Origin of the sequence: Photobacterium chitinilyticum (assembly GCF_004104355.1) — a bacterium.
In the GTDB taxonomy this organism is placed as follows: domain Bacteria; phylum Pseudomonadota; class Gammaproteobacteria; order Enterobacterales; family Vibrionaceae; genus Photobacterium; species Photobacterium chitinilyticum.
In genome coordinates, this window is the sequence record NZ_RJLM01000004.1 from 131,725 (window position 1) to 153,252 (window position 21,528).

19 protein-coding genes and 1 other annotated feature are annotated in these 21,528 nt (G+C 47.3%); of the genes, 4 read left to right on the forward strand and 15 right to left on the reverse strand.

Features of this window, described 5'->3' with window-relative positions; translation table 11 throughout:
* Window position 1: 1 nt before the first annotated feature.
* The 4 genes from hisG to EDI28_RS11695 form a co-directional block, all read right to left on the reverse strand.
* Window positions 2-898: an ATP phosphoribosyltransferase gene (gene hisG / locus EDI28_RS11680; RefSeq protein ID WP_128784055.1), complete on the reverse strand. Its 897-nt coding sequence runs from the start codon at window positions 896-898 to the stop codon at window positions 2-4.
* Between the two features lie 37 nt (window positions 899-935).
* Window positions 936-1,073: a sequence feature (His leader region), on the reverse strand.
* 275 nt (window positions 1,074-1,348) lie between these two features.
* On the reverse strand, window positions 1,349-1,534 hold the full coding sequence (locus tag EDI28_RS11685; protein WP_128784056.1) for a hypothetical protein: 186 nt from the start codon (window positions 1,532-1,534) through the stop codon (window positions 1,349-1,351).
* Between the two features lie 211 nt (window positions 1,535-1,745).
* On the reverse strand, window positions 1,746-2,261 hold the full coding sequence (locus EDI28_RS11690; RefSeq protein WP_128784057.1) for a YchJ family metal-binding protein: 516 nt from the start codon (window positions 2,259-2,261) through the stop codon (window positions 1,746-1,748).
* Window positions 2,262-2,264: 3 nt separating this feature from the next.
* Window positions 2,265-3,491, reverse strand: coding sequence for an EAL and HDOD domain-containing protein (locus EDI28_RS11695; RefSeq protein WP_128784058.1), 1,227 nt, complete (start codon window positions 3,489-3,491; stop codon window positions 2,265-2,267).
* 230 nt (window positions 3,492-3,721) lie between these two features.
* On the opposite strand from EDI28_RS11695, the gene EDI28_RS11700 reads away from it, so the two are divergent.
* Entirely contained in the window at window positions 3,722-4,615 is an 894-nt protein-coding gene (locus tag EDI28_RS11700; protein ID WP_128784059.1) for a sulfite exporter TauE/SafE family protein, read from the forward strand.
* A gap of 52 nt (window positions 4,616-4,667) precedes the next feature.
* Here EDI28_RS11700 and lpxH read toward each other — a convergent pair whose 3' ends face one another.
* Both lpxH and EDI28_RS11710 read right to left on the reverse strand, forming a co-directional pair.
* Window positions 4,668-5,393, reverse strand: coding sequence for a UDP-2,3-diacylglucosamine diphosphatase (gene lpxH, locus EDI28_RS11705; protein WP_128784060.1), 726 nt, complete (start codon window positions 5,391-5,393; stop codon window positions 4,668-4,670).
* Between the two features lie 42 nt (window positions 5,394-5,435).
* The gene (locus EDI28_RS11710; protein ID WP_128784061.1) at window positions 5,436-5,933 is read right to left on the reverse strand and encodes a peptidylprolyl isomerase; all 498 of its coding nucleotides are present in this window, start codon (window positions 5,931-5,933) and stop codon (window positions 5,436-5,438) included.
* A 351-nt stretch (window positions 5,934-6,284) separates the two neighbouring features.
* Between EDI28_RS11710 and cysS the strand changes: the two genes are divergently transcribed.
* Both cysS and glpQ read left to right on the forward strand, forming a co-directional pair.
* Complete coding sequence (gene cysS / locus EDI28_RS11715) at window positions 6,285-7,667, forward strand: cysteine--tRNA ligase (RefSeq protein WP_128784062.1); 1,383 nt, start codon at window positions 6,285-6,287, stop codon at window positions 7,665-7,667.
* A gap of 319 nt (window positions 7,668-7,986) precedes the next feature.
* The gene (glpQ, locus tag EDI28_RS11720) at window positions 7,987-9,072 is read left to right on the forward strand and encodes a glycerophosphodiester phosphodiesterase (RefSeq protein WP_128784063.1); all 1,086 of its coding nucleotides are present in this window, start codon (window positions 7,987-7,989) and stop codon (window positions 9,070-9,072) included.
* A 92-nt stretch (window positions 9,073-9,164) separates the two neighbouring features.
* Here the strand turns inward: glpQ and EDI28_RS11725 are convergent, their stop codons facing one another.
* Both EDI28_RS11725 and EDI28_RS11730 read right to left on the reverse strand, forming a co-directional pair.
* Window positions 9,165-9,983 (reverse strand): ion transporter, encoded by an 819-nt coding sequence (locus EDI28_RS11725; RefSeq protein WP_128784064.1) that lies wholly within the window; start codon window positions 9,981-9,983, stop codon window positions 9,165-9,167.
* Window positions 9,984-10,113: 130 nt separating this feature from the next.
* The gene (locus EDI28_RS11730) at window positions 10,114-10,752 is read right to left on the reverse strand and encodes a YchE family NAAT transporter (protein WP_128784065.1); all 639 of its coding nucleotides are present in this window, start codon (window positions 10,750-10,752) and stop codon (window positions 10,114-10,116) included.
* Between the two features lie 724 nt (window positions 10,753-11,476).
* Between EDI28_RS11730 and adhE the strand changes: the two genes are divergently transcribed.
* A complete protein-coding gene (adhE, locus tag EDI28_RS11735; RefSeq protein WP_128784066.1) occupies window positions 11,477-14,185 on the forward strand; it encodes a bifunctional acetaldehyde-CoA/alcohol dehydrogenase in 2,709 nt (902 codons plus the stop codon).
* A gap of 92 nt (window positions 14,186-14,277) precedes the next feature.
* Here adhE and EDI28_RS11740 read toward each other — a convergent pair whose 3' ends face one another.
* From EDI28_RS11740 to cmoB, 7 genes are all read right to left on the reverse strand, one after another.
* Entirely contained in the window at window positions 14,278-14,967 is a 690-nt protein-coding gene (locus EDI28_RS11740; RefSeq protein ID WP_128784067.1) for an SDR family oxidoreductase, read from the reverse strand.
* A gap of 358 nt (window positions 14,968-15,325) precedes the next feature.
* Window positions 15,326-15,835, reverse strand: a complete 510-nt coding sequence (locus tag EDI28_RS11745) for a VC2046/SO_2500 family protein (RefSeq protein ID WP_128784068.1) — start codon at window positions 15,833-15,835, stop codon at window positions 15,326-15,328.
* Window positions 15,836-15,918: 83 nt separating this feature from the next.
* Window positions 15,919-17,073: a MalY/PatB family protein gene (locus tag EDI28_RS11750; protein ID WP_128784069.1), complete on the reverse strand. Its 1,155-nt coding sequence runs from the start codon at window positions 17,071-17,073 to the stop codon at window positions 15,919-15,921.
* A 115-nt stretch (window positions 17,074-17,188) separates the two neighbouring features.
* Window positions 17,189-18,163 (reverse strand): alpha-L-glutamate ligase-like protein, encoded by a 975-nt coding sequence (locus tag EDI28_RS11755; protein ID WP_128784070.1) that lies wholly within the window; start codon window positions 18,161-18,163, stop codon window positions 17,189-17,191.
* A gap of 3 nt (window positions 18,164-18,166) precedes the next feature.
* On the reverse strand, window positions 18,167-19,672 hold the full coding sequence (locus EDI28_RS11760; protein WP_128784071.1) for an inactive transglutaminase family protein: 1,506 nt from the start codon (window positions 19,670-19,672) through the stop codon (window positions 18,167-18,169).
* 14 nt (window positions 19,673-19,686) lie between these two features.
* On the reverse strand, window positions 19,687-20,460 hold the full coding sequence (locus EDI28_RS11765) for an ATP-dependent zinc protease family protein (RefSeq protein WP_128784072.1): 774 nt from the start codon (window positions 20,458-20,460) through the stop codon (window positions 19,687-19,689).
* Between the two features lie 89 nt (window positions 20,461-20,549).
* Entirely contained in the window at window positions 20,550-21,524 is a 975-nt protein-coding gene (gene cmoB, locus EDI28_RS11770) for a tRNA 5-methoxyuridine(34)/uridine 5-oxyacetic acid(34) synthase CmoB (RefSeq protein ID WP_128784073.1), read from the reverse strand.
* Window positions 21,525-21,528 lie beyond the last annotated feature (4 nt).

Sequence of the window (21,528 nt, forward strand, 5' to 3'; positions counted from 1 at the left end):
GTTACTCCATCATCTTTTCAATGGGCAGTACTAGGATTGAACTAGCACCAAGCTCTTTTAGCTGTTCCATGGTTTCCCAGAACAGGTTTTCAGAACTGACAAGATGGACGGCTACGCGACTTTTATCAGCTGCAAGCGGCAAGACTGTTGGATCCTCGGCGCCCGGGAGCAATGCTTTGATTTGATCCAGACATTCTGTCGGAGCATGGAGCATGATGTATTTTGATTCTTTGGCCTGGATGACACCCTGCATACGGGTCAGGATACGTTCGATAAGGGACTGCTTGTCTTTGCCAAATTCTCCGGTACGCTGGATAAGCACCGCCTTGGAACGTAGGATCACCTCGGCTTCTTTTAGGCCATTTGCTTCGAGAGTGGCGCCGGTCGATACCAGATCGCAGATAGCATCTGCAAGGCCTGCTCGGGGGGCGACTTCGACAGAGCCATTCAGCATACATGGGCTGAATTCAACGCCTTGCTCGTCCATATAACGTTTAACAAGCTGAGGGTAGGTAGTTGCAATACGTTTGCCGTGCAGATCCTGCGGGCCGTTGTATTGTTCATCTTTGTCAACGGCAATGGATAGGCGACAGTCGCCAAAATCAAGACGACGCAACTTGGTATATTCACAAGGTTCGTTAAGGGCTGCACGCTCAAGGCCGACCTCTTCTAGTTCGTTTTCACCGATTACCCCTAAATCGACCACACCATCCATGATCAAACCCGGGATGTCATCGTCGCGTACCAGCAAAAGGTCGATAGGCATATTTTCTGCGTGGACGACAAGGCGCTCACCCATCAGGTTGAACTTAATGCCGCAGCGTTTGAATAGATCCTGGCACTCCTTGCTCAGGCGTCCTTTCTTTTGAATTGCAATTCGTAGTCGTTGAGTCTGCATCGTTGTATTCCCTGTTTCGATTATTTGTAGCCTGAAAACGAAAAAACCCTCGGAAGTTTGGGCTTCCGAGGGTCTGAATTCTGTAATTTCTATTGACCGCTGGAAGAGTTTTTGTCTGTCTTCCAGAGTGAGGCGTATCCTCCCGAAAGACTAGTCAGGATGATGATGGTGATGAATGTTTACCATTGGGATACGCATAATTATGTACTCTGTTTAAATCGTTATTAACTCATTGCTTGTCATTCACACTAACCAAGCTGATTTGATTTTGCAATAGGATTTTTAACGAAATATTAATTAATTATTATTGGGTAAATAAAATATGTACAAATGGCTTAGGGCCAGCTGGTTTGCCAAGCAGATAGCCCTGGTTTTTTTTGATGTAAAAATAATTGCTTAACATCTAGATAGCATTATCTTGCAAGTTTTCCTGTCAAAATACGACAATCGCTAGACATAAATATCAAGTAAGCCTTTGGGGGGACGTTTTTTGGATTGCTCTTTGGAGGGATCTTTCTTGCTGTCATCGCTTTTGGCTTCAACTTTTTGTTTTCGTTCATCAATTAATGATGCCTGAGTAACCTTCTTCAGTTGTTTATGAGCGGTCAACGGCAGATTGTTATTTGGATTGATCATGTCATTGTCTCGTTACATAAAGGGTTGTGGTCAATTTATCGACAATGAAAGCGATGGGTTGAGTGTTTTTTGTTCATGTTGTCTGCTTTGTTAGACAGGATGTGAAGTGGGTCAAAATATGGAGGAATGAAATGTAACGAGTATAGAGTAGGAAATGATGGCAGGAAAACTGAAGCCCGCTTGAGCGGGCCTCGTTACAGATAAGGGATGGTTAGCCACAGCATTTTTTGAATTTTTTCCCACTGCCGCAAGGACATGGATCGTTTCGGCTGACTTTGGTGCTACTTGCCGGTGTCGGAGATTCCGGCTCTTCGGGCGGCAGAGGGTACTCGCCATCAATATAAAACCACTGAGTTTCATCGCCGATAGACTCGAGCAGAAAGCGCGATTTTTCAGATAAGTAAAATGTTTCATCACCCTCTTGGTAATGCGCTTTGAACTCGACAAAACCTTCGCCGCTGTCGGCGATTTTACTGTCGATGACTTCAAGCTCAAGCCAGTTGGAATGCACTGATTCGGCGATGGCTTCACGGTACTGTTCGGCCTCGCAACTTGGATGGTAGGTCGCAACAACAAAATCAACAAGGCCCAGAACATGGGCGCTGTATCGGGCTCGCATTAGCTGTTCTGGGTGCCGGGCACGTGACGGCTGTTGATGAATTGGCTGGCAGCAGGCTGTCAGTACTTTCTGGCTGCCGCACGGGCATAGTTGGGCTAGGGTAGACATAAGTCAGTCTGTCGCTGTTTTTTCAAAATAAGAGGCCCATTTTAAAGACTCCATATAGAGATCTGCAATGTCTGATTCATGAAGGCCGAGCTGTTTGCTTAGTTCGCTGACGTCTTCCCACTGTGCTTTATCGTATGCCATGATTAATTTGAGAATACTGCCTAGTGGGCCAGTTTGGTGTACCAGTGCCTTCTGGACTTCTTTACTGAGGGGAAGAAGGGTGATCACATCTTCAATCGGTTGGTCGAGTAAGGAGTCTAGTAGTGAGAATAATCCGGTTAAAAAGGCCTGGTTACCGATTATTTCCGTTGCGGCCAGGTTACTCAAACGTTCGCAGAAGTGTGCTCTTTGCAGCGACAGGCTGTAGAGTGACTGCGGTTTTTTCTCAGTTGCATGGGCGGTGGCAACGAAGGTGACAAACCGTTTCAGGCGTTCCTCACCGAGATAGACCAGCGCTTGCTTGAATGAGGAAATGGGCTTTGCCTGAGAGTATCTCATGTTGTTGACGTGACGCAGCAGTTTGTAAGACAGCGAGACATCGGTGGCAATGATACTTTCGACGGTATTAAAATCCACGTCGGGCAGGGTAATTTCCTTGTAAAGGCGCAGAGTGGTCAATGCACACGGCGTTAGCGTTTTGCGCTGCATCATTTCCGGCTGGCTGAAGAAAAAACCCTGGAAAAGGTCAAAACCAGCATCATAGGCTTCGGTGAACTCATCATGGGTTTCGACTTTTTCGGCCAGAAACAGGATTTTGTTCACTTTGTCTTTATGGTGGCGCATGAAGAAGCGGGCCTTCGCAATAGGTACCGTGCGAATATCAAATTTGATGATATGGATATGCGGCAGGAAACGGTTCCACGCTGCACTCGGAATAAAATCATCAAGGGCAAGGGTATACCCTTTTTCTTTGAGCTCGATAACGGCTTCTAGCAATTCGTCACTTGGATCGCAGGTTTCCAGGATCTCAATAATGAAGCTTTTTTTGGGAAACATCAGCGGTGTGCGCTGAATGAGGCTGTTATAGGGAAAATTGACGAAGGCTTTTTTACCCCCCGTTGCTTCTATTGCTCCAGATGTAAAGAAATTATCGGCTAACAGACGGTTCGTTGCATGTTCATCACCAACATCAGGGAAGCAATTATTCGGTCCATCACGAAACAGCAACTCGTAGCCAACGGTTGCTTTGTCTCTGTTTAAAACAGGTTGTCGAGCAAGATATGAGTGCATGAATTATGATGTTATTTATTAATATTATGGGTGATAATTTGTCTGGTGGCAGTCGCGATAAAGGGGCGTAACCGCGTTTATATCAAGGCCGCTTTACAGACTAAATACTACGAATATTTATGGTTTCACATAGTGATACTAATAGCAAATCATGACTGTGACCGACAACATAGAATCATTCACTAAGTTGATCAACAATATAGCCCCTTTTATTAAACTTTGTGCACAATATGACGGTGTTTACAGTCATACAAGCTGGATTGCTTGTAGGTGGAGGTGTTTTTGTTGTCATGTTACTAAATGCATGGCGCAAGAATCGAACGCAGGAAGCGCACACGAAGATTTTTCCGATTGGCCTTATTGGTGGTTTTGCCAATTTTTGCGATACCCTCGGGGTTGGCAGCTTTGCAATTAAAACGGCCGGATATAAGCAGTTTAAGCTGGTTGATGACAAGCTGCTGCCAGGCACGTTGAACTGCCAGGCGGTAGTGGCTACTGTCGCTCAGTCGTTGATCTTTCTGACGGCGGTTGATGTCGACGAAGTGACAATGGTGAGTTTGGTTCTGGCTGCCTGTTTGGGTGCGACACTTGGTGCTCGACTTGTATCCGGCTGGGATCGGCAGTTGATCCGGCTGGCGATGAGCGGGGCATTATTGGTGGTTGCCAGCCTGATGCTAGCGGGCCAGTTAGAGCTGTTTCCTCTTGGCGGATTGGCGCTGGGGCTTAGTGGCTGGAAACTGGGTGTTGCGATTGTCGGCAATTTCCTGTTTGGTGCTTTGATGACTGTTGGGATTGGCCTGTATGCTCCCTGTATGACAATGGTGTACCTGCTTGGTATGCATCCGCTTGCAGCATTTCCGATCATGATGTGTTCCTGTGCCTTCTTGACTTTCTTCTCGGCTGGTAGTTTTATCCGGATGAACCGTATTAACAGCCGGGCGGCTATGATTGTTGCAATCACAGGGCCGATAGGCGTTGTCATTGCGGCTTATCTGGTCAAGTCGTTAGATCTTCAGTTATTAACCTGGCTGGTGATCGGTGTAGTGCTTTATACCTCACTGTCGATGTACCGTTCTTGGTCGGGTGAGCGTGCAAAGTTGAACTCAGTTCAATCGCCATTGTGAGTTTAGGAAAAGGAAAGGTACGCTATGGCGTACCTTTTTAGTAGTGAGCCATTTAGGAAAAATCTCGCGTTTCCAGCTGGCAGCCATCGGGCGTGCAGACCAGCACCGAACCATGATCGTACCAGTCACCGAGTACTGTCCGTAGCGCGGGCTGGCTGTCGACCGTTAAGCTGTGGACATCAGGGCGGTGTGTATGGCCATGAATCATTGCCAGAACCTGATAGTCTGCCATCACCTTCTCTACCTCCTCCGGCGTGACATCCATGATATCTTGTTGCTTTGCCTCGTTGGTCATGCTGCTGTTACTACGCAGTTTGTTACCGATTTTCTGGCGGTAGGACAACGGTAAGCGGAAGAAAAGCCATTGAATAAATCGGTTATGCACTTTCTTTCGATAACGCTGGTAGTCATCATCCAGTGTGCACAAGGTATCGCCATGCAGGAGCAATGTCGGCTTGCCATAAAGATCAATCACGGTATGTTCCGGCAACAGCTGCACACCGGTTTCCAGACTAAATCGCTTTCCGACCAAAAAGTCACGGTTCCCGTGAATGAAGTAGCAGGGAACACCAGAATCAGTCAGTTGCTTAAAGGCAGACTTGATTTGCTGGTGGAAGGGAGAGTTGTCATCGTCACCTATCCACATTTCGAATAAGTCGCCCAATACATACAGTGCGTCGATCCCCTTTGTTTCCTCTTTCATGAAAGTAAGAAAACAGTCGGTGATATCGGTACGTTCGGCACTGAGGTGCAGATCAGAAATAAACAGTATTGTCATAAGGAAGGGAGGGCGGCAATAAGACCGCCCTGAGAGTATTGATTACTCTTCGATAGTTACGCTGTTGATAGCAACTTCTTCAACTGGTACGTCCTGGTGAACATAGCCCCAGTTACCGGTAGAAACTGCTTTGATCTTGTTTACAACGTCCATACCTTCAACAACTTCTGCAAATACACAATAGCCCCAGCCATCAGGTGTCTCTGATTTGAAATCCAGGAATTTGTTGTCGTTAACGTTGATGAAGAACTGTGAGCTGGCTGAATGCGGCTCCATAGTACGTGCCATTGCCAACGTACCTACTTTGTTGCTTAGGCCGTTGCTCGCTTCATTTTTGATTGGCGCGCGGGTTTCTTTTTCTTCCATACCAGAAGACATGCCGCCGCCCTGGATCATGAAGCCATCGATAACACGGTGGAAAAGTGTATCGTTGTAGAAACCGTCACGGCAGTATTGCAGGAAGTTTGCACACGTTTCAGGCGCTTTTTCTGTGTTTAGCTGAATCTTGATGTCACCAAAAGTAGTGTGAAGCGTTACCATGAGCTTGTCCTTTAATGGATGTTTATTGCTTTAAATGAGGGATTTTATATTACTAAGGAAAGGCGTCAACATGATCTCTCATCATTCTCTGTCTAAGGTGAAATAAGGTGACTATTTCACCGAATTCTATGCCAAACCAATAAGTAAACACTTTGGTATAACTATAGGTGAACAGAACTGAAAACGGGAATTCAATTATCGCTCTGTTCAGCGCTTTTCGACACAGTGAGTGTTTTATCTCCCAAGCAGGTATAAACCACCTTCTTAGCGCATTTTTCCTTGCCTTCATTTGCCATAAGAGGTGTAATTACTCCTCTTAAAGTAACCCCATAAAATGAGTAACTACGAGACATGTTAAAGATCTATAACTCGCTCACTAGACAGAAAGAGGAATTTACACCCATCCAGCCTGGTAAAGTAGGCATGTACGTCTGTGGGGTTACCATTTACGATTTGTGTCACATCGGTCATGGCCGTACTTTCGTGTCGTTCGATGTGATTTCGCGTTACCTGCGCTATTCAGGTTATGATCTGACCTTTGTTCGTAATATCACCGATATCGATGACAAGATCATTAAACGAGCGGCAGAGAATGGCGAAAGCTGTGATTCGTTGACTGAACGTTTGATTGGTGAAATGCACAACGATTTTGATGCGCTAGGCATGAAGCGTCCGGACATTGAACCGCGCGCAACGGCTTACATTGCTGAAATTATTGCGATGTGTGAGCGCCTGATCGAGCGCGGATTTGCCTATGTTGCCGATAATGGCGACGTAATGTTTGAAGTCAGCAAGTTTGATGAATATGGCAAGCTGTCGAAACAGGATCTTGAGCAGCTACAGGCAGGTGCTCGTGTTGATATCGAAACGGCTAAGCGCAGTCCGCTGGATTTCGTGCTGTGGAAAATGTCAAAGCCAGGTGAGCCGACGTGGGAATCGCCATGGGGTGCTGGCCGTCCGGGCTGGCACATCGAATGTTCGGCAATGAACTCGGCGATCCTTGGTGATCATTTTGATATCCACGGCGGCGGTTCTGATCTGCAGTTCCCGCACCATGAAAATGAAATTGCCCAGTCATGCTGTGCAACGGGTTCACAGTATGTGAACACCTGGATGCATAGTGGCATGGTAATGGTTGATCGCGAGAAGATGTCCAAGTCTTTGGGTAACTTCTTTACCATTCGCGATGTACTGGGTTACTTCGATGCTGAAACCGTACGGTATTTCTTGATGTCTGGTCACTACCGTAGCCAGCTGAACTACAGCGAAGATAACCTGAAGCAGGCGCGTTCTGCCCTTGAGCGTCTGTATACATCACTGCGTGGTTTGGATGTGCAAGTCCCTGCCGCTGGTGGTGATGAGTTTGTCACGCGATTCAAAGAGTCGATGGATGATGACTTTAATACGCCAGAAGCGTATTCCGTGCTGTTTGACATGGCGAGAGAAATCAACCGTCTGAAGTCTGATGACGTAGCTGCGGCTTCGGCGTTGGGTGCCCGCATGCGTGAGTTGGCAGACATTCTTGGTTTGTTGGGCCAGGAACCGGAGGCCTTCCTGCAAGGTGGTGCCGGTGAAAGCGATGATGTTGCTGAAATCGAAGCGCTTATCCAGCAGCGACTGGATGCCCGAGCAGCGAAAGACTGGGCTGCAGCTGATGCGGCTCGTGACAAGCTGCTGGCGATGGATATTATTCTTGAAGACGGCCCGCAGGGTACGACTTGGCGACGTAAGTAAAAATCGCTTTTAGCAACAACATCAACCGGAGCCATTGGCTCCGGTTTTTTTATCCCTCGCGATCGGTGGCGTAACAATAGTGAAATAACGGGGCAATACACTTCAGGCATGTGACACCCAATTGGTTTTCAGCCGAACAATTAAATTTGATCTGGTGTCACCATTCGAAAATAAAATGTTCCAAATCGATTGTTTTCGATCACGTTTAGAGCAATAGGTCTAAAATGATGATTCAATTCTGATTACTATGCTTTGGTTGAATAACCCAATGATGCTTTCTTTCCCCAATGAAATGTATCGATTGTTAAGGACGATAATAATGAAAAAATTATGGCTTGCCGCTGCGATTGGTAGCACCTTGCTTGCTTCACCCCTTTTCGCTCAATCAGCTCAAGATTCCGATAAGATTGTTGTTGCCCACCGTGGTGCCTCAGGATACTTGCCTGAACATACCTTGCCAGCCAAAGCAATGGCTTATGCGATGAAACCTGACTTCATTGAGCAGGATGTGGTGATGACCAAAGATGACCGGTTAGTGGTCTTACATGATCATTACCTGGATCGCGTCACAAATGTGGCGAAGGTTTTTCCTGAGCGAGCCCGTGATGATAGCCGTTATTATGCGATTGATTTTACTCTGGCCGAAATTAAGCAGCTAAGCGTAACCGAAGGCTTTAATATCAAAGACGGCAAGCAGGTTCAGGGGTTCCCTGAGCGTTATCCGATGTGGCAGTCTGACTTTAAAGTGCCTACCTTCGAAGAAGAGATTGAGATGATCCAGGGGCTGAATAAATCTCTGGGTTATGACATTGGTATTTACCCTGAAATCAAAGCGCCATGGTTCCATCGCCATGAAGGCAAAGATATCAGTAAAGCTGTGCTGAAAGTACTTAAAGGTTATGGCTACATCAGCAAAGACAGCAATGTCTTTCTGCAGACGTTTGACTTTAATGAGCTCAAGCGTATCCATGAAGAGCTAATGCCTGCAATGGGGATGGACGTTAAGTTAGTGCAGCTATTGGCCTACACCGACTGGAATGAAACCATGGTGTATGACAGCAAAGGTCAGGCCCAGCCTTATAACTATGACTGGATGTTTGCCAAGGGCGGGATGGAAAAAGTCGCCAAATATGCTGATGGCGTCGGTCCCTGGAAACCAATGGTCGTTTCTGATCAGTCGACCAAGGGTAATATCAAGCTTACCGGCTTGGTGAAGGCCGCTCACCAGGAAGGTATGCAGGTTCATCCTTATACTTTCCGCGCCGACACTGGTCGCATTCCGGCCTATGCGAATGATTTTAACGATATGTTGGATATTTTCTACAATACCGCCAACGTTGATGGGGTGTTTACGGATTTCCCGGATCGTGCGGTTGGCTTTCTGTCTGCTGAAAAAAAACAATAAAATAATGACTGGCAATAGCGCCGGTTGACTAGGTGAAGCGGCACAATGAATTGTGCCGCTTTTTTCTTATGATCGCTGTCAAAGGCAAGTACTTAAAACTTCTCCGGCAACTCTGTACCACATTTCTTACAATAATTCGCATCATCTTCGTGGCCGCTGGTGGAGCAGTTCATACAGCGAACAAGGTCGCGCTGTGTTTTCATTTCCTGGCTGAGCTCCGCCGTAATAATGCCTGTCGGGATTGCCAATATGGAGTAGCCTAGCAGCATAGTAAATGCGGCTAGTGTCTTGCCGAGATTGGTCTGCGGTACGATATCTCCATAGCCGACAGTCGTAATGGTTACGATTGCCCAGTAGATACTTGCTGGGATACTGGTGAAGCCGTTATCTGGCCCTTCGATGGCATAAAGCAATGCACCCAGTACGGTGACCAGAATTACGACTGTGCTAAAGAAGACGAGGATTTTTCGCTGTGCCATCAATAAGGATCGCAGCAATATATTGGAATCTTTAAGAAATCGAGCCAGCTTTAATATACGGAATATGCGCATGACCCGAATAAGCCTGACGATTAATAGATAGTTAGAGCCCGGGAACAGGAAGGCGATATAGCTTGGCAATATCGCGATAAGATCGATAACACCATAGAAGCTTCTGGCATAGGCCCACGGTCGCGGGGAGCAGTAAAGTCGGGCGATATACTCGACAGTAAAGAGCAGGGTAAATAACCACTCCATGACAAAAAGAAGGTGAGAAAACTCAGTTGCGACACCTTCAACAGACGAGAGTATGAGGACTAGTTCAGAGCACAAGATAGCAACTATCAGGACGATATCGAAATATTGCCCAGCTTTGGTCTGAGTGCCAAAAATGACCTGATAGAACTTCTGCCGTGTATTGAGCGTAACCATAAAATTCTGAAATAAATAGAAGTATTACTAGATAGGATAATGAACAATTGGAGGGGTTACCAGCTGTCGGCAAGGGGCCCTCCTCATAATGAGATGAAGAGGGACTCTTGTGAGAGTGTCGGGCGAAGAGTTAGGCCAGGCCCGGAAATAACGCGCGCAGGCCGTTGGCAATAAACTCTATCCCGAGGGCTGCCAGGATCAGGCCCATAATACGGGTGATGACGTTGATGCCGGTTTGACCAAGAAATCGAACAATGATCGGCGCGGCACGAAATAGCATCCAACAGCAAAAAGCAAAGGCTACAATCGTTGCGGCAATACCCAGTGTGCTGGCTACTCCAGGATAGCGCGAGCTATAAACAATAGTCGAACTAATAGCACCCGGTCCGGCCATGAGTGGCATTGCCAGCGGAACGACACCTATCTGCTCACGGCTAATGGATTCTGATTTTTCTTGTTTGTTCTGTTTATCTTCACCTAGTTTACCGCTCATCATCGAGAAGGCGATAGTCAGTAACAGCAAACCACCAGCGACTCGAAACGAATCGAGCGAAATGCTGAACATATCTAATAAAAACTGACCCGCTAGCAGCGATACAGTCAGAATAACACTGACAGCAAGGCTCGCGGTATAGGCCGTTCTATTTCTCTCTTCGGCGTTCATATGAGCGGTCAGAGAAACAAAGATAGGCATAATGCCGATAGGGTTGACGGCGGCGATTAGACCAACGAAAAATTGTAAGAAAATGGCGATTTCGATTGTTTGCATTGCGGGATCATCTAACAAACGTAAAAAATAAGAAGCTAACTTCCTCCTCTTTAACAGGTTGCTATACAGCATCAATGAGTAATGACTGCAATATGATAGTTGTAGCATTGCGAGAACATTACTGCTTACAGATCATACTATTGACCTTTTAGACAGCTTCCTGTTATTTGGCGCTACTTTAAGCTAAAGCGTAACGCTGCACCAATTAAAAATAGTTATCTCTAACCTTATTAATAATTATCGGTAAATTATGTGTTATACCGCTGTAAAACAAAGGTGTTTTGCATTACTCTTTATGGGTGTTCGGTGTGCCACACGGGATGTAACTGCGTTGATTTTATTCCGGTAAATTTGCGAATCATGTCTCATATGCCATCAAATATAGCTAATTATGTATGTTTGTTACGTAATGTTCGTTCCCTGAAATATTGTTTTACGGTCGCAATTGCTTGACTTGCAAGCGCGGAGCTCACAAAACAAGCTTTTAAGCTGTTGATTTAATGCGATGCAGCTCGAGTTTTGACAAAAAGTACTCCTATAGGGTTACAAGTGATCTAAATCAATTTTTTTCAGGCTATGAAATAATATAATCAGTTTTGAAAGCAATTTACTAAGTATGTGTGTTGTCGGGTTGTAAAGAACAGGGTGTTCATTACCGATATCCAATAGGGAATAAAGACGTATTCTTACTAAATAGTTTTTAATATTAAGTTAGGAGTTAACTATGCCTGTAACAAATATGGCTGAACTAGATGCAATGGTTGCCCGCGTCAAAGCTGCTCAGAAAGAGTTTGCGACTTTCTCTCAGGAGCAAGTTGACAAGATCTTCCGTGCTGCCTCTCTTGCCGCGAACAACGCGCGTATCCCTCTAGCTCAACAAGCTGTAGCTGAATCTGGTATGGGTATTGTTGAAGATAAGGTTATCAAAAACCACTTCGCTTCAGAATTTATCTACAACAAATACAAAGACGAACCAACTTGCGGTATTTTGGATGAGAACGAAGAGTTCGGCACCATGACTATCGCAGAACCAGTAGGTATCATTTGTGGTATCGTTCCAACAACGAACCCAACATCTACTGCAATCTTCAAATCTCTTATCTCTCTTAAAACACGTAACGCGATTATCTTCTCGCCACACCCACGTGCTAAGAACTCAACAAATGACGCTGCGAAGCTAGTTCTTGATGCTGCAATCGCTGCTGGCGCACCAAAAGACATCATTGGTTGGATTGACCAGCCTTCAGTTGAGCTTTCAAATGCACTAATGAAGCATGATGATATCAACCTTATCCTTGCGACTGGTGGTCCAGGTATGGTTAAAGCAGCTTACTCTTCAGGTAAACCTGCAATCGGTGTTGGTGCGGGTAACGTTCCAGTTGTTATCGATGAAACTGCAGACGTTAAACGTGCGGTAGCATCTGTACTTATGTCTAAAACATTCGATAACGGTGTAGTGTGTGCTTCTGAGCAGGCAGTTATCGTTATGGATGAAGTATATGACGAAGTGAAAGAGCGCTTTGCTTCTCACAACGGTTACGTACTGACTAAATCTGAAGCTGAAAAAGTACGTAAAGTGCTGCTTATTAATGGCAACCTAAACGCAGACATCGTTGGTCAGCCAGCAACTAAGATTGCTGAAATGGCAGGCGTTCAGGTACCAGCTGATACTAAAATTCTTATCGGTGAAGGCGAAGAAGTATGTGTTGAAGATGAATTCGCACATGAAAAACTGTCTCCTACACTAGGTATGTTCCGCGCGTCTTCTTTTGAAAACGCTGTAGAGCAAGCGGTTAAAATGGTTGAGCTTGGCGGTATCGGTCACACATCTGGTCTATACACTAACCAAGACGTTAACGCTGACCGTATTCGTTACTTCGGCGACAAACTAAAAACTGCACGTATTCTTGTAAATATCCCAACTACTCACGGTGGTATCGGTGACCTTTACAACTTCAACGTAGCGCCTTCTCTAACTCTTGGTTGTGGTTCATGGGGTGGTAACTCTATCTCTGAGAACGTAGGTCCTAAGCACCTTATCAACAAGAAGACAGTAGCGAAGCGAGCTGAAAATATGTTGTGGCACAAACTACCTAAATCAATCTACTTCCGCCGTGGTAGCCTTCCAATCGCTTTAGGCGACCTAGAAGGTAAAAAACGTGCATTCCTAGTAACTGACCGTTTCCTATTTAACAACGGTTACGCAGATGAAATCGTAGCACTACTTAAAGCACAAGGTATCGAAGTTCAAACTTTCTTCGACGTAGAAGCGGATCCAACGCTATCTATTGTTGAAAAAGGCGCTGAAGCAATGAAGAGCTTCCAGCCTGACGTTATCCTTGCTCTTGGTGGTGGTTCACCAATGGATGCTGCGAAAATCATGTGGGTTATGTACGAGCACCCAGAAACAGAGTTTGCTGACTTGGCAATGCGCTTTATGGATATCCGTAAGCGTATCTACAAGTTCCCTAAAATGGGTAAGAAAGCTGAGCTTGTATGTATCACAACTACATCAGGTACGGGTTCTGAAGTTACACCTTTCGCGGTTGTTACTGACGACAAAACTGGCGCTAAATACCCACTGGCTGACTACGAGCTAACGCCGCAAATGGCTATCGTTGATGCTAACCTGGTGATGAACATGCCTAAGTCGCTAACTGCATTTGGCGGTTACGATGCAGTAACTCACGCACTTGAAGCATACGTTTCTGTTCTTGCTAACGAATACTCAGATGGTCAAGCACTTCAAGCACTTAAGATGCTAAAAGAGTACCTGCCATCAAGCTACGCAAACGGTGCTAACGACCCAATCGCTCGTGAGAAAGTACACAATGCGGCAACTATCGCGGGTATCGCGTTTGCTAACGCATTCCTGGGTGTTTGTCACTCAATGGCGCACAAGATCGGTAACGCATTCCACTTACCACACGGTCTTGCTAACGCATTGCTTATCTCTGACGTGGTACGTTTTAACGCTAACGATAACCCAACTAAGCAAACTGCATTCTCTCAGTATGACCGCCCACAGGCACGTCGTCGTTATGCAGAAGTTGCTGACCACTTGGGTCTGTCTCAAGCCGGTGACCGTACAGCTCAGAAAATTGAGCGTCTGCTTACTTGGCTAGAAGAGCTGAAAGGTGATTTGGATATTCCACTATCTATCCAAGCTGCTGGTGTTCCAGAGTCTGACTTCTTCGCACAGATTGACACGCTATCTGTTGATGCGTTCGATGACCAGTGTACTGGTGCGAACCCACGCTACCCACTGATCAGCGAGCTGAAAGATGTACTGACAGCGTCTTACTACGGTAAAGCATACGTAGAAGGCGAGACTTTCGAAGGTACAACTGTAATCAAGAAGTCTGAAAAGAACGCGCCAGTTGCTGAAAAGCCAGCTAAAGCGAAAGCTAAGAAAGAAAAAACAGAAGCATAATCATCTGTTATAGCTAGCGCATTTTTAAGCCCGCCACCTTGGCGGGCTTTTTTAGATCAGTGGCAAGTAACAAGCTTCGAGTATGCTAGACCTTATCCCACTTCCGCCTCTATCATCCGTCCGTTGAAATAATCATTGGCGACAATATATTCTGCGCTTCTGACAATTTCATATTGCAGAGGTTGGCTAAGTAAGTTGCTTGATGGAGGGGTACAATCATTCGCAAAGCTCAACGGAACGACGCCACCTACCCGAATGTTAAACTCGGCCAGTTCTTTGGCCCAACTTTGAGTCAAGCCCGAGATCATGGCCTTTGATCCATTATTGATGGGCTGGTGGGTATTGATTAGGTTGGCAGCCAGGTTAACGATGACACCTTCGCAATGATGTTCCCGCATGTAGTTGGCGGCTTGTTTGCCGAAAATAAAGAAGGGGGTTGCTCCTTCTGACATGGAGCGACAGAACTGATCGACGGAAGCCGGACTGAATAACATTGGTAGATCCGAGCCCAGCCAATAGTTTACCAAGACATCAATTGACCCAAAGTACAGGTGAACATCATTGATTAAACTTGCTATGGACGCTTCATTTTGTTTTTCCAACAAGAAGGGATGAGAATTCCCTCCCGCGGCAAGGCAGGCTTGTTGTGTTTGCTGCAAGCGGTCAGCTTCGATATCAACCAAGGCCAACTTTGCCCCGAGCGATGCGAAGTGGAGTGAAATCGCTTTGCCCATCGGGCTGCCAGCGGCAGTAATTACAATGACAGATTGCGCGATATTCATGACTCGTTCTTTCCCCCGTTTGTACCGGATGGTGCGCTGCCATGATGGCAGTTTCTGGGCACTCTGAAAGTAAAGGTGTCACCACTTGGCTTCGTTTGGTATTGGAATGATTTTTTGCCAAATGTATTCAATCTCAAAGTTACGCACCGAGCCGATAAATCGATCATCAAGTAAACGAAAAAGGTAATTCTATATTGAAGCCTTGAGCTGGGATTAACTGTGAAAAAGCGCCCAAATTGCCTCAAGCTGCCACTAAATGTTAGTGAATTGTGAGCAGTGTGCTGCTTGGAAATAACAAAGCTATGATGGTTGTCACGAAATAACGAATACTGTGAGCTACGCGGAATTAGATTGTAAGCTAGGCGGTGTGGTACATTTCAGCAAAGCGTTTGGCGTGGATCAGCGACAGGTATAAATTCTGCGGAGAGGCTTTAATTGCCGCATTTTCCTTGGGCGGCAGCATCCGACGTTCATGGCCTGAGAGGTTGTGGTATATGTCTTCCGGCAGTCCTTTCGTGCCCTGCGGAGGGAAGTTGAGCGCGGTAGGCTGTAACTCATGGAGCAGACGAACATCAGAAAGGCCGCTGTTATGAAATGCATTGGCCTGAGCTGCTCCGTTAACGTAACAGTGTTCGGTGGTACTCAGTGGCTTCGGATCCTGCAATTCAAAGTATGTCCGCAGCTCCGTTTCGGTTTTACCCGATTTGGGAGGCGCATCAACCGGGACGGTCTCAAGATGATCCGGAGACAGCATCGCGAGCATTAATGCAAAGTCAGCACGGCGTCCGCCTTCAACCGCATGGTTGAGGTTACTGCCGAGCTGCACTTCATTAATGAGTTGTGCTTTGTCTAAGGTATGGATCTGCATTATCTGAGAAAAAGAGGTTCCCGGTTTGTGATACTCCTTTATCGGGTTTTACCGTCAGAACTTTAGCAGTATTTTCACCTCGCTTAGGTTAGGCTTTCGATGGCAGCACGCATTCTTCTTAGTCCCTCGTCCAAGGTTTTGCTACAACAGGCAAAATTGAGCCGCACAAAGCGGGAATTGCCAAAGTCTGCTCCCGGTGAGAGGCCGACTCCGGCCTGCTCGAAGAATTTGAAGGGGCTGGTAACTGGCAGTGCCGAGGCATCAATCCAAGCCAGATATGTAGCTTCGATATGGTGCAGTTTTAGAAATGGCAGGGCATTAATTTCCTGCTCTAGCTTTTCTCTGTGCTGGCGAAGAAAATCAAGCTGGTGTTCTAGCCATGGCTGGCAGCTTTCGTAAGCAGCCTGTGCTGCAGTGTATGCCAACACATTAACATCCGGGACAATACCGGCTTTAGTCTTGATAAATCGCCTGCGCAGGATCGGGTTTGGAATGATTGCCATTGAGGCACCCAGACCGGCGATGTTAAATGTTTTGCTCGGCGCAATAAGCGTAACGGAGCGTTGGGCCGCATTTTTATTGAGGCTGGCAAAGGGGATATGTTTCGCTGCCTTGTCGAGAATTAAATCACAGTGAATTTCATCTGAGCAGACATAGAGGTCATGGTGCTCGGTAAAGTCTGCCAGTGCTAACAGCTCGTCCCTGTGGTAAACCGTGCCACCGGGATTAAGAGGGTTGCAAAACAGTAATAATTTCGATTCCGGCAGGACTTCTGTCTGCGCTAAATCCATTAGCCAGCGGTTATTTTGCAGGGTAACCGGCGACACGGACAGTGAACGCCGGGCCAGTTTAACGGAAGACATAAACGGCGGGTAAATAGGCTTGGGACTGATCACTCCCTGGTGGTCTTCGGTCAGCGATCTGACAGCCAGATTTAGCCCGCAGACGAGGCCCGGCAGGTAAACAATCCATTTAGGTTCGATGGTCCAGTCATAGCGAAGTTTCATTCGCTCGATCAGCAGTTCGGTAAGACGCGCAGGGGGATGGCCATAACCAAAAATGCCGTGATCAACATGTCGGTGCAGAGCCTCGGTAATGGCATCCGGTACTCGAAAGTCACTGTCGGCGACCCACATTGGCAGGATGTCTCGGTCTTTGTATTTGCTCCATTTAATGCTGTTGCTACTGGTACGGTCAACCGGTTGTTCGAAAAGCTGGAAAGGGGAGTAATGAGTCATACTGATTCCATTCAGAGGGCTGTCGGCTTTATTACATCTTAATGAACTCCGTTTCAGATGTAAAAAAGCCCTGACGGTAAAATCAGGGCTTAGTTATTGACGCTCCAGGCTTAGTTTAGAACAAGGACTTGGCGCCAAACTGTTCGGCGGCATAGGCGACCCGCTCTGCCGGTGACGGCGGGGTATTCGGCGTGCCGAGGTTCTCGATATGATGCAAACGAGGCAGCAATCCGCAGCCGTTGGCGGTTTGAATTGCCAGCCCAGGGCGCGCATTCAGTTCAAGTACCATTGGCCCTTGTATTTTATCCAGTACCATGTCGGTTCCCATGTATCCGAGTCCTGCCATTTCCCAGGCACTGGCGGCGAGTGTCAGCAACTTGTGCCAGTTGGGAACAGCAAGCTCGCTCAGCAGCTTGCCGGTGTCAGGGTGGCGTTCAACGGGTTGGTCGAACTGTACCGCTCGAACTGCCTTACCGGTGGCGATATCAATCCCGACGCCTACTGCTCCCTGGTGGAGGTTAGCCTTACCGTCTGAGGCCGCGGTTGAACAGCGCATCATGGCCATTACCGGGTAGCCTTTAAAAACGATAACCCTAACGTCTGGCACCCCTTCGTAGCTGAAGCCATCAAATACGTCATCAAACTGAATCAGATTCTCTACCATGGCCACGTCATTCTTGCCGCCGAGAGAGAAAAGCCCGGCAAGAGTGTTCGTGATATGACGCTCGACATCCTGTTTGTTGATCTCGGCACCTGACGGCTTGATGTAGACCCCGTCTTTGTGCTTGACGACAACCAAGATCCCCTTGCCACCTGAGCCTTGAGCCGGTTTTATGACAAAACCCGGCCAGTTCTTGACCATGTTATGAATTGTTTTGACATACACCTGGCTGTCAATCACGCCAATCAATTCGGGAACTGTTGCTCCTGCACGCTGGGCGATTTTCTTTGTTTTCAGCTTGTCGTCAACCAGCGGGTAAAGGCTACGGTCATTGTAGCGACCAATATAGCTATGGTTGCGTTGGTTCATCCCCATAATGCCGCGCTCGCGTAGCTTGAACGGAGAGGTAAACTGAGAAAACAGTGACATAGATTAGCTCTCCGCGAGTGGTTTAAAGCGACGAAGCTCACTCAGGCGGTAGCCTGTGTAGTTACCCAGCATTAGGATCAGTGCCAGAATAACCAGCTGGATACCAATAAAGTTAAACGTCAGATGGCGAACCAGGCCGTTGGTCATCGCCAGGTAGACCAGAACGGCGGTAAGCAGCGAGCCCCCCCCCTGGATCAGTACTTCCTTGGCACCTTCTTCCTCCCACAGGATAGACATACGCTCTATTGTCCATGACAAGATAATCATTGGGAAGAAGGTGATTGAAAGACCTTCAACCAAGCCAATCTTGAATGCCACCACGGTAAAGACAGAAATGATCATTATCACGGTGATGATCACGGCGGATATCCGGGCAACGAGCAACAGATTGAGCCTCGACAGGTAGCTACGAATAACCAGACCGGTACCGACAATCAGTAAGAAGCCTAGAATACCGGTGACTAGCTGGGTTTGCACAAAGGCTACCGCAATCAGCACGGGCATGAAGGTTCCTGAGGTTTTCAAGCCAACGATAATCCGCAGGAAGACCACGACAAGGGCACCGATAGGAACCAGCATGATGGTCTTGAACATTGCCTGTTCCTCAACGGGCAGGCTGTGGATTGAGAAGTTCAGCAGGTCTTCGGACTGTACTTTCTCCCGGGTGGCCTGTTGTGGCGTAATGTCCTGTGCGATGATCGAAAAGCTAATATTGGAATTGCGTCCGCCTATGACATCGAGCAGGGAATGCCCCTGTTGGTTCCAGACCAGAATGTCATCAGGCTTGCCTTCCTGACCTGTCTGGATATCAAACAGTTGCCATTTAACACCGTCCCAGACCTCTACCATCGGGTTGATGCTCTGGCGGCGTCGGCCGTCTTCAAGTTGTAGGCCACCCACGATACGTGCATGGATATTTTCCAGCGACAGCAGGTTAATAATGGCCTGTTCGCGACTCAGGCTATTGAGCAGCAGTGAGGCATTCTGGTTTGATTTGTCATTGAACTGCTTGATGAGTTCTCGGGCCAGCGTGATATTGTCGGCAGAAAGATTGCGTGCCTGAGTGATCAGTGCCGTCGCGGCCGTTTGCTGCGGGTTATCCAGGCTGACAGAGACGGTAGATCCTTTGGGAGGCTCGGGGGAATAGCTTGCCTGCTGATCAACCAGCATTTGGGTTTTATAGTAGAGAATTTGTTTGCCCGTGGCTTCGCGGATCGACCATTCCGCCCGGCGGCCCATGTCGGTGTCAATGAGTGCGACTCCGTAGCCCGGAGATGATGTGCTTTCGTCGATGAGGGTAAAGCCCTGCTGTGTTTCAGGCGCTGCCATCGAGACTTTGACTGGATCGCCGATGGCATCGAATTCGATACGTGCTTCCAGCTCCCATAACGCGCGCTCTTCACCTGGCGTCCACGGCACGCCGTAGACATCATGTCGGTACATGCTGAGAGCAGCCCCGGCAATGACGAGCAAGGTGATTAAGAAATAAAACGGGATTCTTGACGTCATGACATCCTCATCGATTAATTATTAATGGTTTGAACTTCTTGCTCGTTCATTCCCTGAACAAATTTTTTCCCGACATCAACCAGGGCTATATCTTTGAAGAACTCGCGACCTAACAATATTGGATAGGTCATTTGGCTCCGGTCGGCAAGGGTAAACTGGGCTTTTTCGTGCAGCAGCCCTAGCTTAACCCAAGCTTCTATAACCGGCCGGCGTTCTGATTGTTCCGAGGTCGACTGACGCACTTTTACCCAGCGAACAACGGGGGCTTCGACAATTTCAGCTTTTTCTTCGTTTCCATCGAAAGTATGGTTGAGATTGAAACGAGCCCACTCTTTTCCATCACGTTCGAAGATCTGAATATCGACTGCATTGAGGGATGATGTCGTCGCACCAGTATCGATTCTGGCTTTGAAGAATGACTGTATTGAGTCTAGCCAAACCCATTCCTCTTCGCCCAAAATTACTTTGCCATGAGCCACTTTGGTGTCAATGGCTGGCTCGATAACTGTAACGGCTTTCTCTCCATCTTCAGCAGATTTCGCTGTCGCCGCAGTAACCAGCATCGGAGGGTGTGACAGTTCTTCCGAAATTGATGATAGCTCTTTTTCTAGATTAGCAATATATTCATTTTGTTCATCTATTTGCTGAATCATTGTCGCAAATTGGTAATTAACGCGTTCTTCCATCGTGTTGATGGCATTCATCGTTTTTTCATGATTGGTTGACTGCGTAAGAGTGCAACCGGAAAGCATAGCAAAAGTGAGTAATGGCACACAGCGGCGAAGCATTATGTCTCCTAGAAGTACTTCTTATTTTTCTATAGGCGGCCATAGTTTAACGTACAAAAAGGGATGCGAATAGCATCCCTTGTCAATAGTTAGTCAGGATTTCTTGCCACCATGACGGCGCGTCTTGGGGCGGGGTAACCTTCTATCGTTTTATTTGGATTTTGCGGGTCCAAGTATTCAGGGAGTGAATTATTGGTCATCCAGTCAGTCGATCGCTGCTCGTCGGTCGTTGTGATACTTTCGTCGACAATCCGAACATCCACAAAGCCGCATTTTTCCATCCAAACTTTCAGCGCCTTTGCCGACGGGAAGAAGTAGACGTTGTGCATTTGCGCGTAGCGGCCAGTCGGGACCAACACGTCGTTTTCATCACCGTCGATAACCAGTGTTTCAAGAATGACTTCACCATCTTTGCGCAACTGATTTTTTAGCTGGATGATATGATCCAGCGGAGATCGGCGGTGGTATAGCACGCCCATGCTAAATACGGTGTCAAAGGCTTTCAGTTCTGGTAGTTGTTCTATACCTAGCGGCAGCAGGAAAGCACGACTATCCTGGCCCATCAGACGACGAATGGCTTCGAATTGGATCAGGAACAGGCTAGACGGATCAATGCCTACTGTTAGCTTTGCACCTTCTCCTAGCATCCGCCACATGTGATAACCATTACCGCAGCCCACATCGAGCACAGAACGGCCTTTTAGTGGCGAGATATGCGGCAGAACGCGATCCCACTTCCAGTCAGAGCGCCACTCGGTATCAATATGGATGCCGTGCATGTTGTACGGCCCTTTGCGCCATGGGTGAAGCAGACGAAGCAGGCTTTCCAGACGCTTTTGCTCGCCATTGGCAATACCGTCCTCATAGCGGACACTGACTTCGTTTTTAATATCGATGATATCCGGTTTGGCTGTCGGGAATTTTTGCAGGGCTCGCATCCAGCGACCCATGTCGCCATGCTCGGCAGCTTCCCAGTCACTTAGCTGTTTAGGCAGTGTATTTAGCCAGGGACGCAGAGTTTCGTGTTGGGCAATGAGTTGATAGAACTCAGAAAAACTAAACATAGTG

Bases quoted from the DNA above. Each gene is read 5' to 3' on its own strand.
- lpxH (WP_128784060.1), bottom strand. From the start codon at position 5,393: ATGACAATACTGTTTATTTCTGATCTGCACCTCAGTGCCGAACGTACC.
- EDI28_RS11710 (WP_128784061.1), bottom strand. From the start codon at position 5,933: ATGGTAACGCTTCACACTACTTTTGGTGACATCAAGATTCAGCTAAAC.
- EDI28_RS11690 (WP_128784057.1), bottom strand. From the start codon at position 2,261: ATGTCTACCCTAGCCCAACTATGCCCGTGCGGCAGCCAGAAAGTACTG.
- EDI28_RS11730 (WP_128784065.1), bottom strand. From the start codon at position 10,752: ATGCAAACAATCGAAATCGCCATTTTCTTACAATTTTTCGTTGGTCTA.
- EDI28_RS11765 (WP_128784072.1), bottom strand. From the start codon at position 20,460: ATGCTTCGCCGCTGTGTGCCATTACTCACTTTTGCTATGCTTTCCGGT.
- EDI28_RS11685 (WP_128784056.1), bottom strand. From the start codon at position 1,534: ATGATCAATCCAAATAACAATCTGCCGTTGACCGCTCATAAACAACTG.
- EDI28_RS11740 (WP_128784067.1), bottom strand. From the start codon at position 14,967: ATGAATATCGCGCAATCTGTCATTGTAATTACTGCCGCTGGCAGCCCG.
- EDI28_RS11695 (WP_128784058.1), bottom strand. From the start codon at position 3,491: ATGCACTCATATCTTGCTCGACAACCTGTTTTAAACAGAGACAAAGCA.
- cysS (WP_128784062.1), top strand. From the start codon at position 6,285: ATGTTAAAGATCTATAACTCGCTCACTAGACAGAAAGAGGAATTTACA.
- EDI28_RS11755 (WP_128784070.1), bottom strand. From the start codon at position 18,163: ATGTCACTGTTTTCTCAGTTTACCTCTCCGTTCAAGCTACGCGAGCGC.
- EDI28_RS11700 (WP_128784059.1), top strand. From the start codon at position 3,722: ATGACGGTGTTTACAGTCATACAAGCTGGATTGCTTGTAGGTGGAGGT.
- EDI28_RS11725 (WP_128784064.1), bottom strand. From the start codon at position 9,983: ATGGTTACGCTCAATACACGGCAGAAGTTCTATCAGGTCATTTTTGGC.
- hisG (WP_128784055.1), bottom strand. From the start codon at position 898: ATGCAGACTCAACGACTACGAATTGCAATTCAAAAGAAAGGACGCCTG.
- EDI28_RS11760 (WP_128784071.1), bottom strand. From the start codon at position 19,672: ATGACGTCAAGAATCCCGTTTTATTTCTTAATCACCTTGCTCGTCATT.
- EDI28_RS11745 (WP_128784068.1), bottom strand. From the start codon at position 15,835: ATGCAGATCCATACCTTAGACAAAGCACAACTCATTAATGAAGTGCAG.
- cmoB (WP_128784073.1), bottom strand. From the start codon at position 21,524: ATGTTTAGTTTTTCTGAGTTCTATCAACTCATTGCCCAACACGAAACT.
- adhE (WP_128784066.1), top strand. From the start codon at position 11,477: ATGCCTGTAACAAATATGGCTGAACTAGATGCAATGGTTGCCCGCGTC.
- glpQ (WP_128784063.1), top strand. From the start codon at position 7,987: ATGAAAAAATTATGGCTTGCCGCTGCGATTGGTAGCACCTTGCTTGCT.
- EDI28_RS11750 (WP_128784069.1), bottom strand. From the start codon at position 17,073: ATGACTCATTACTCCCCTTTCCAGCTTTTCGAACAACCGGTTGACCGT.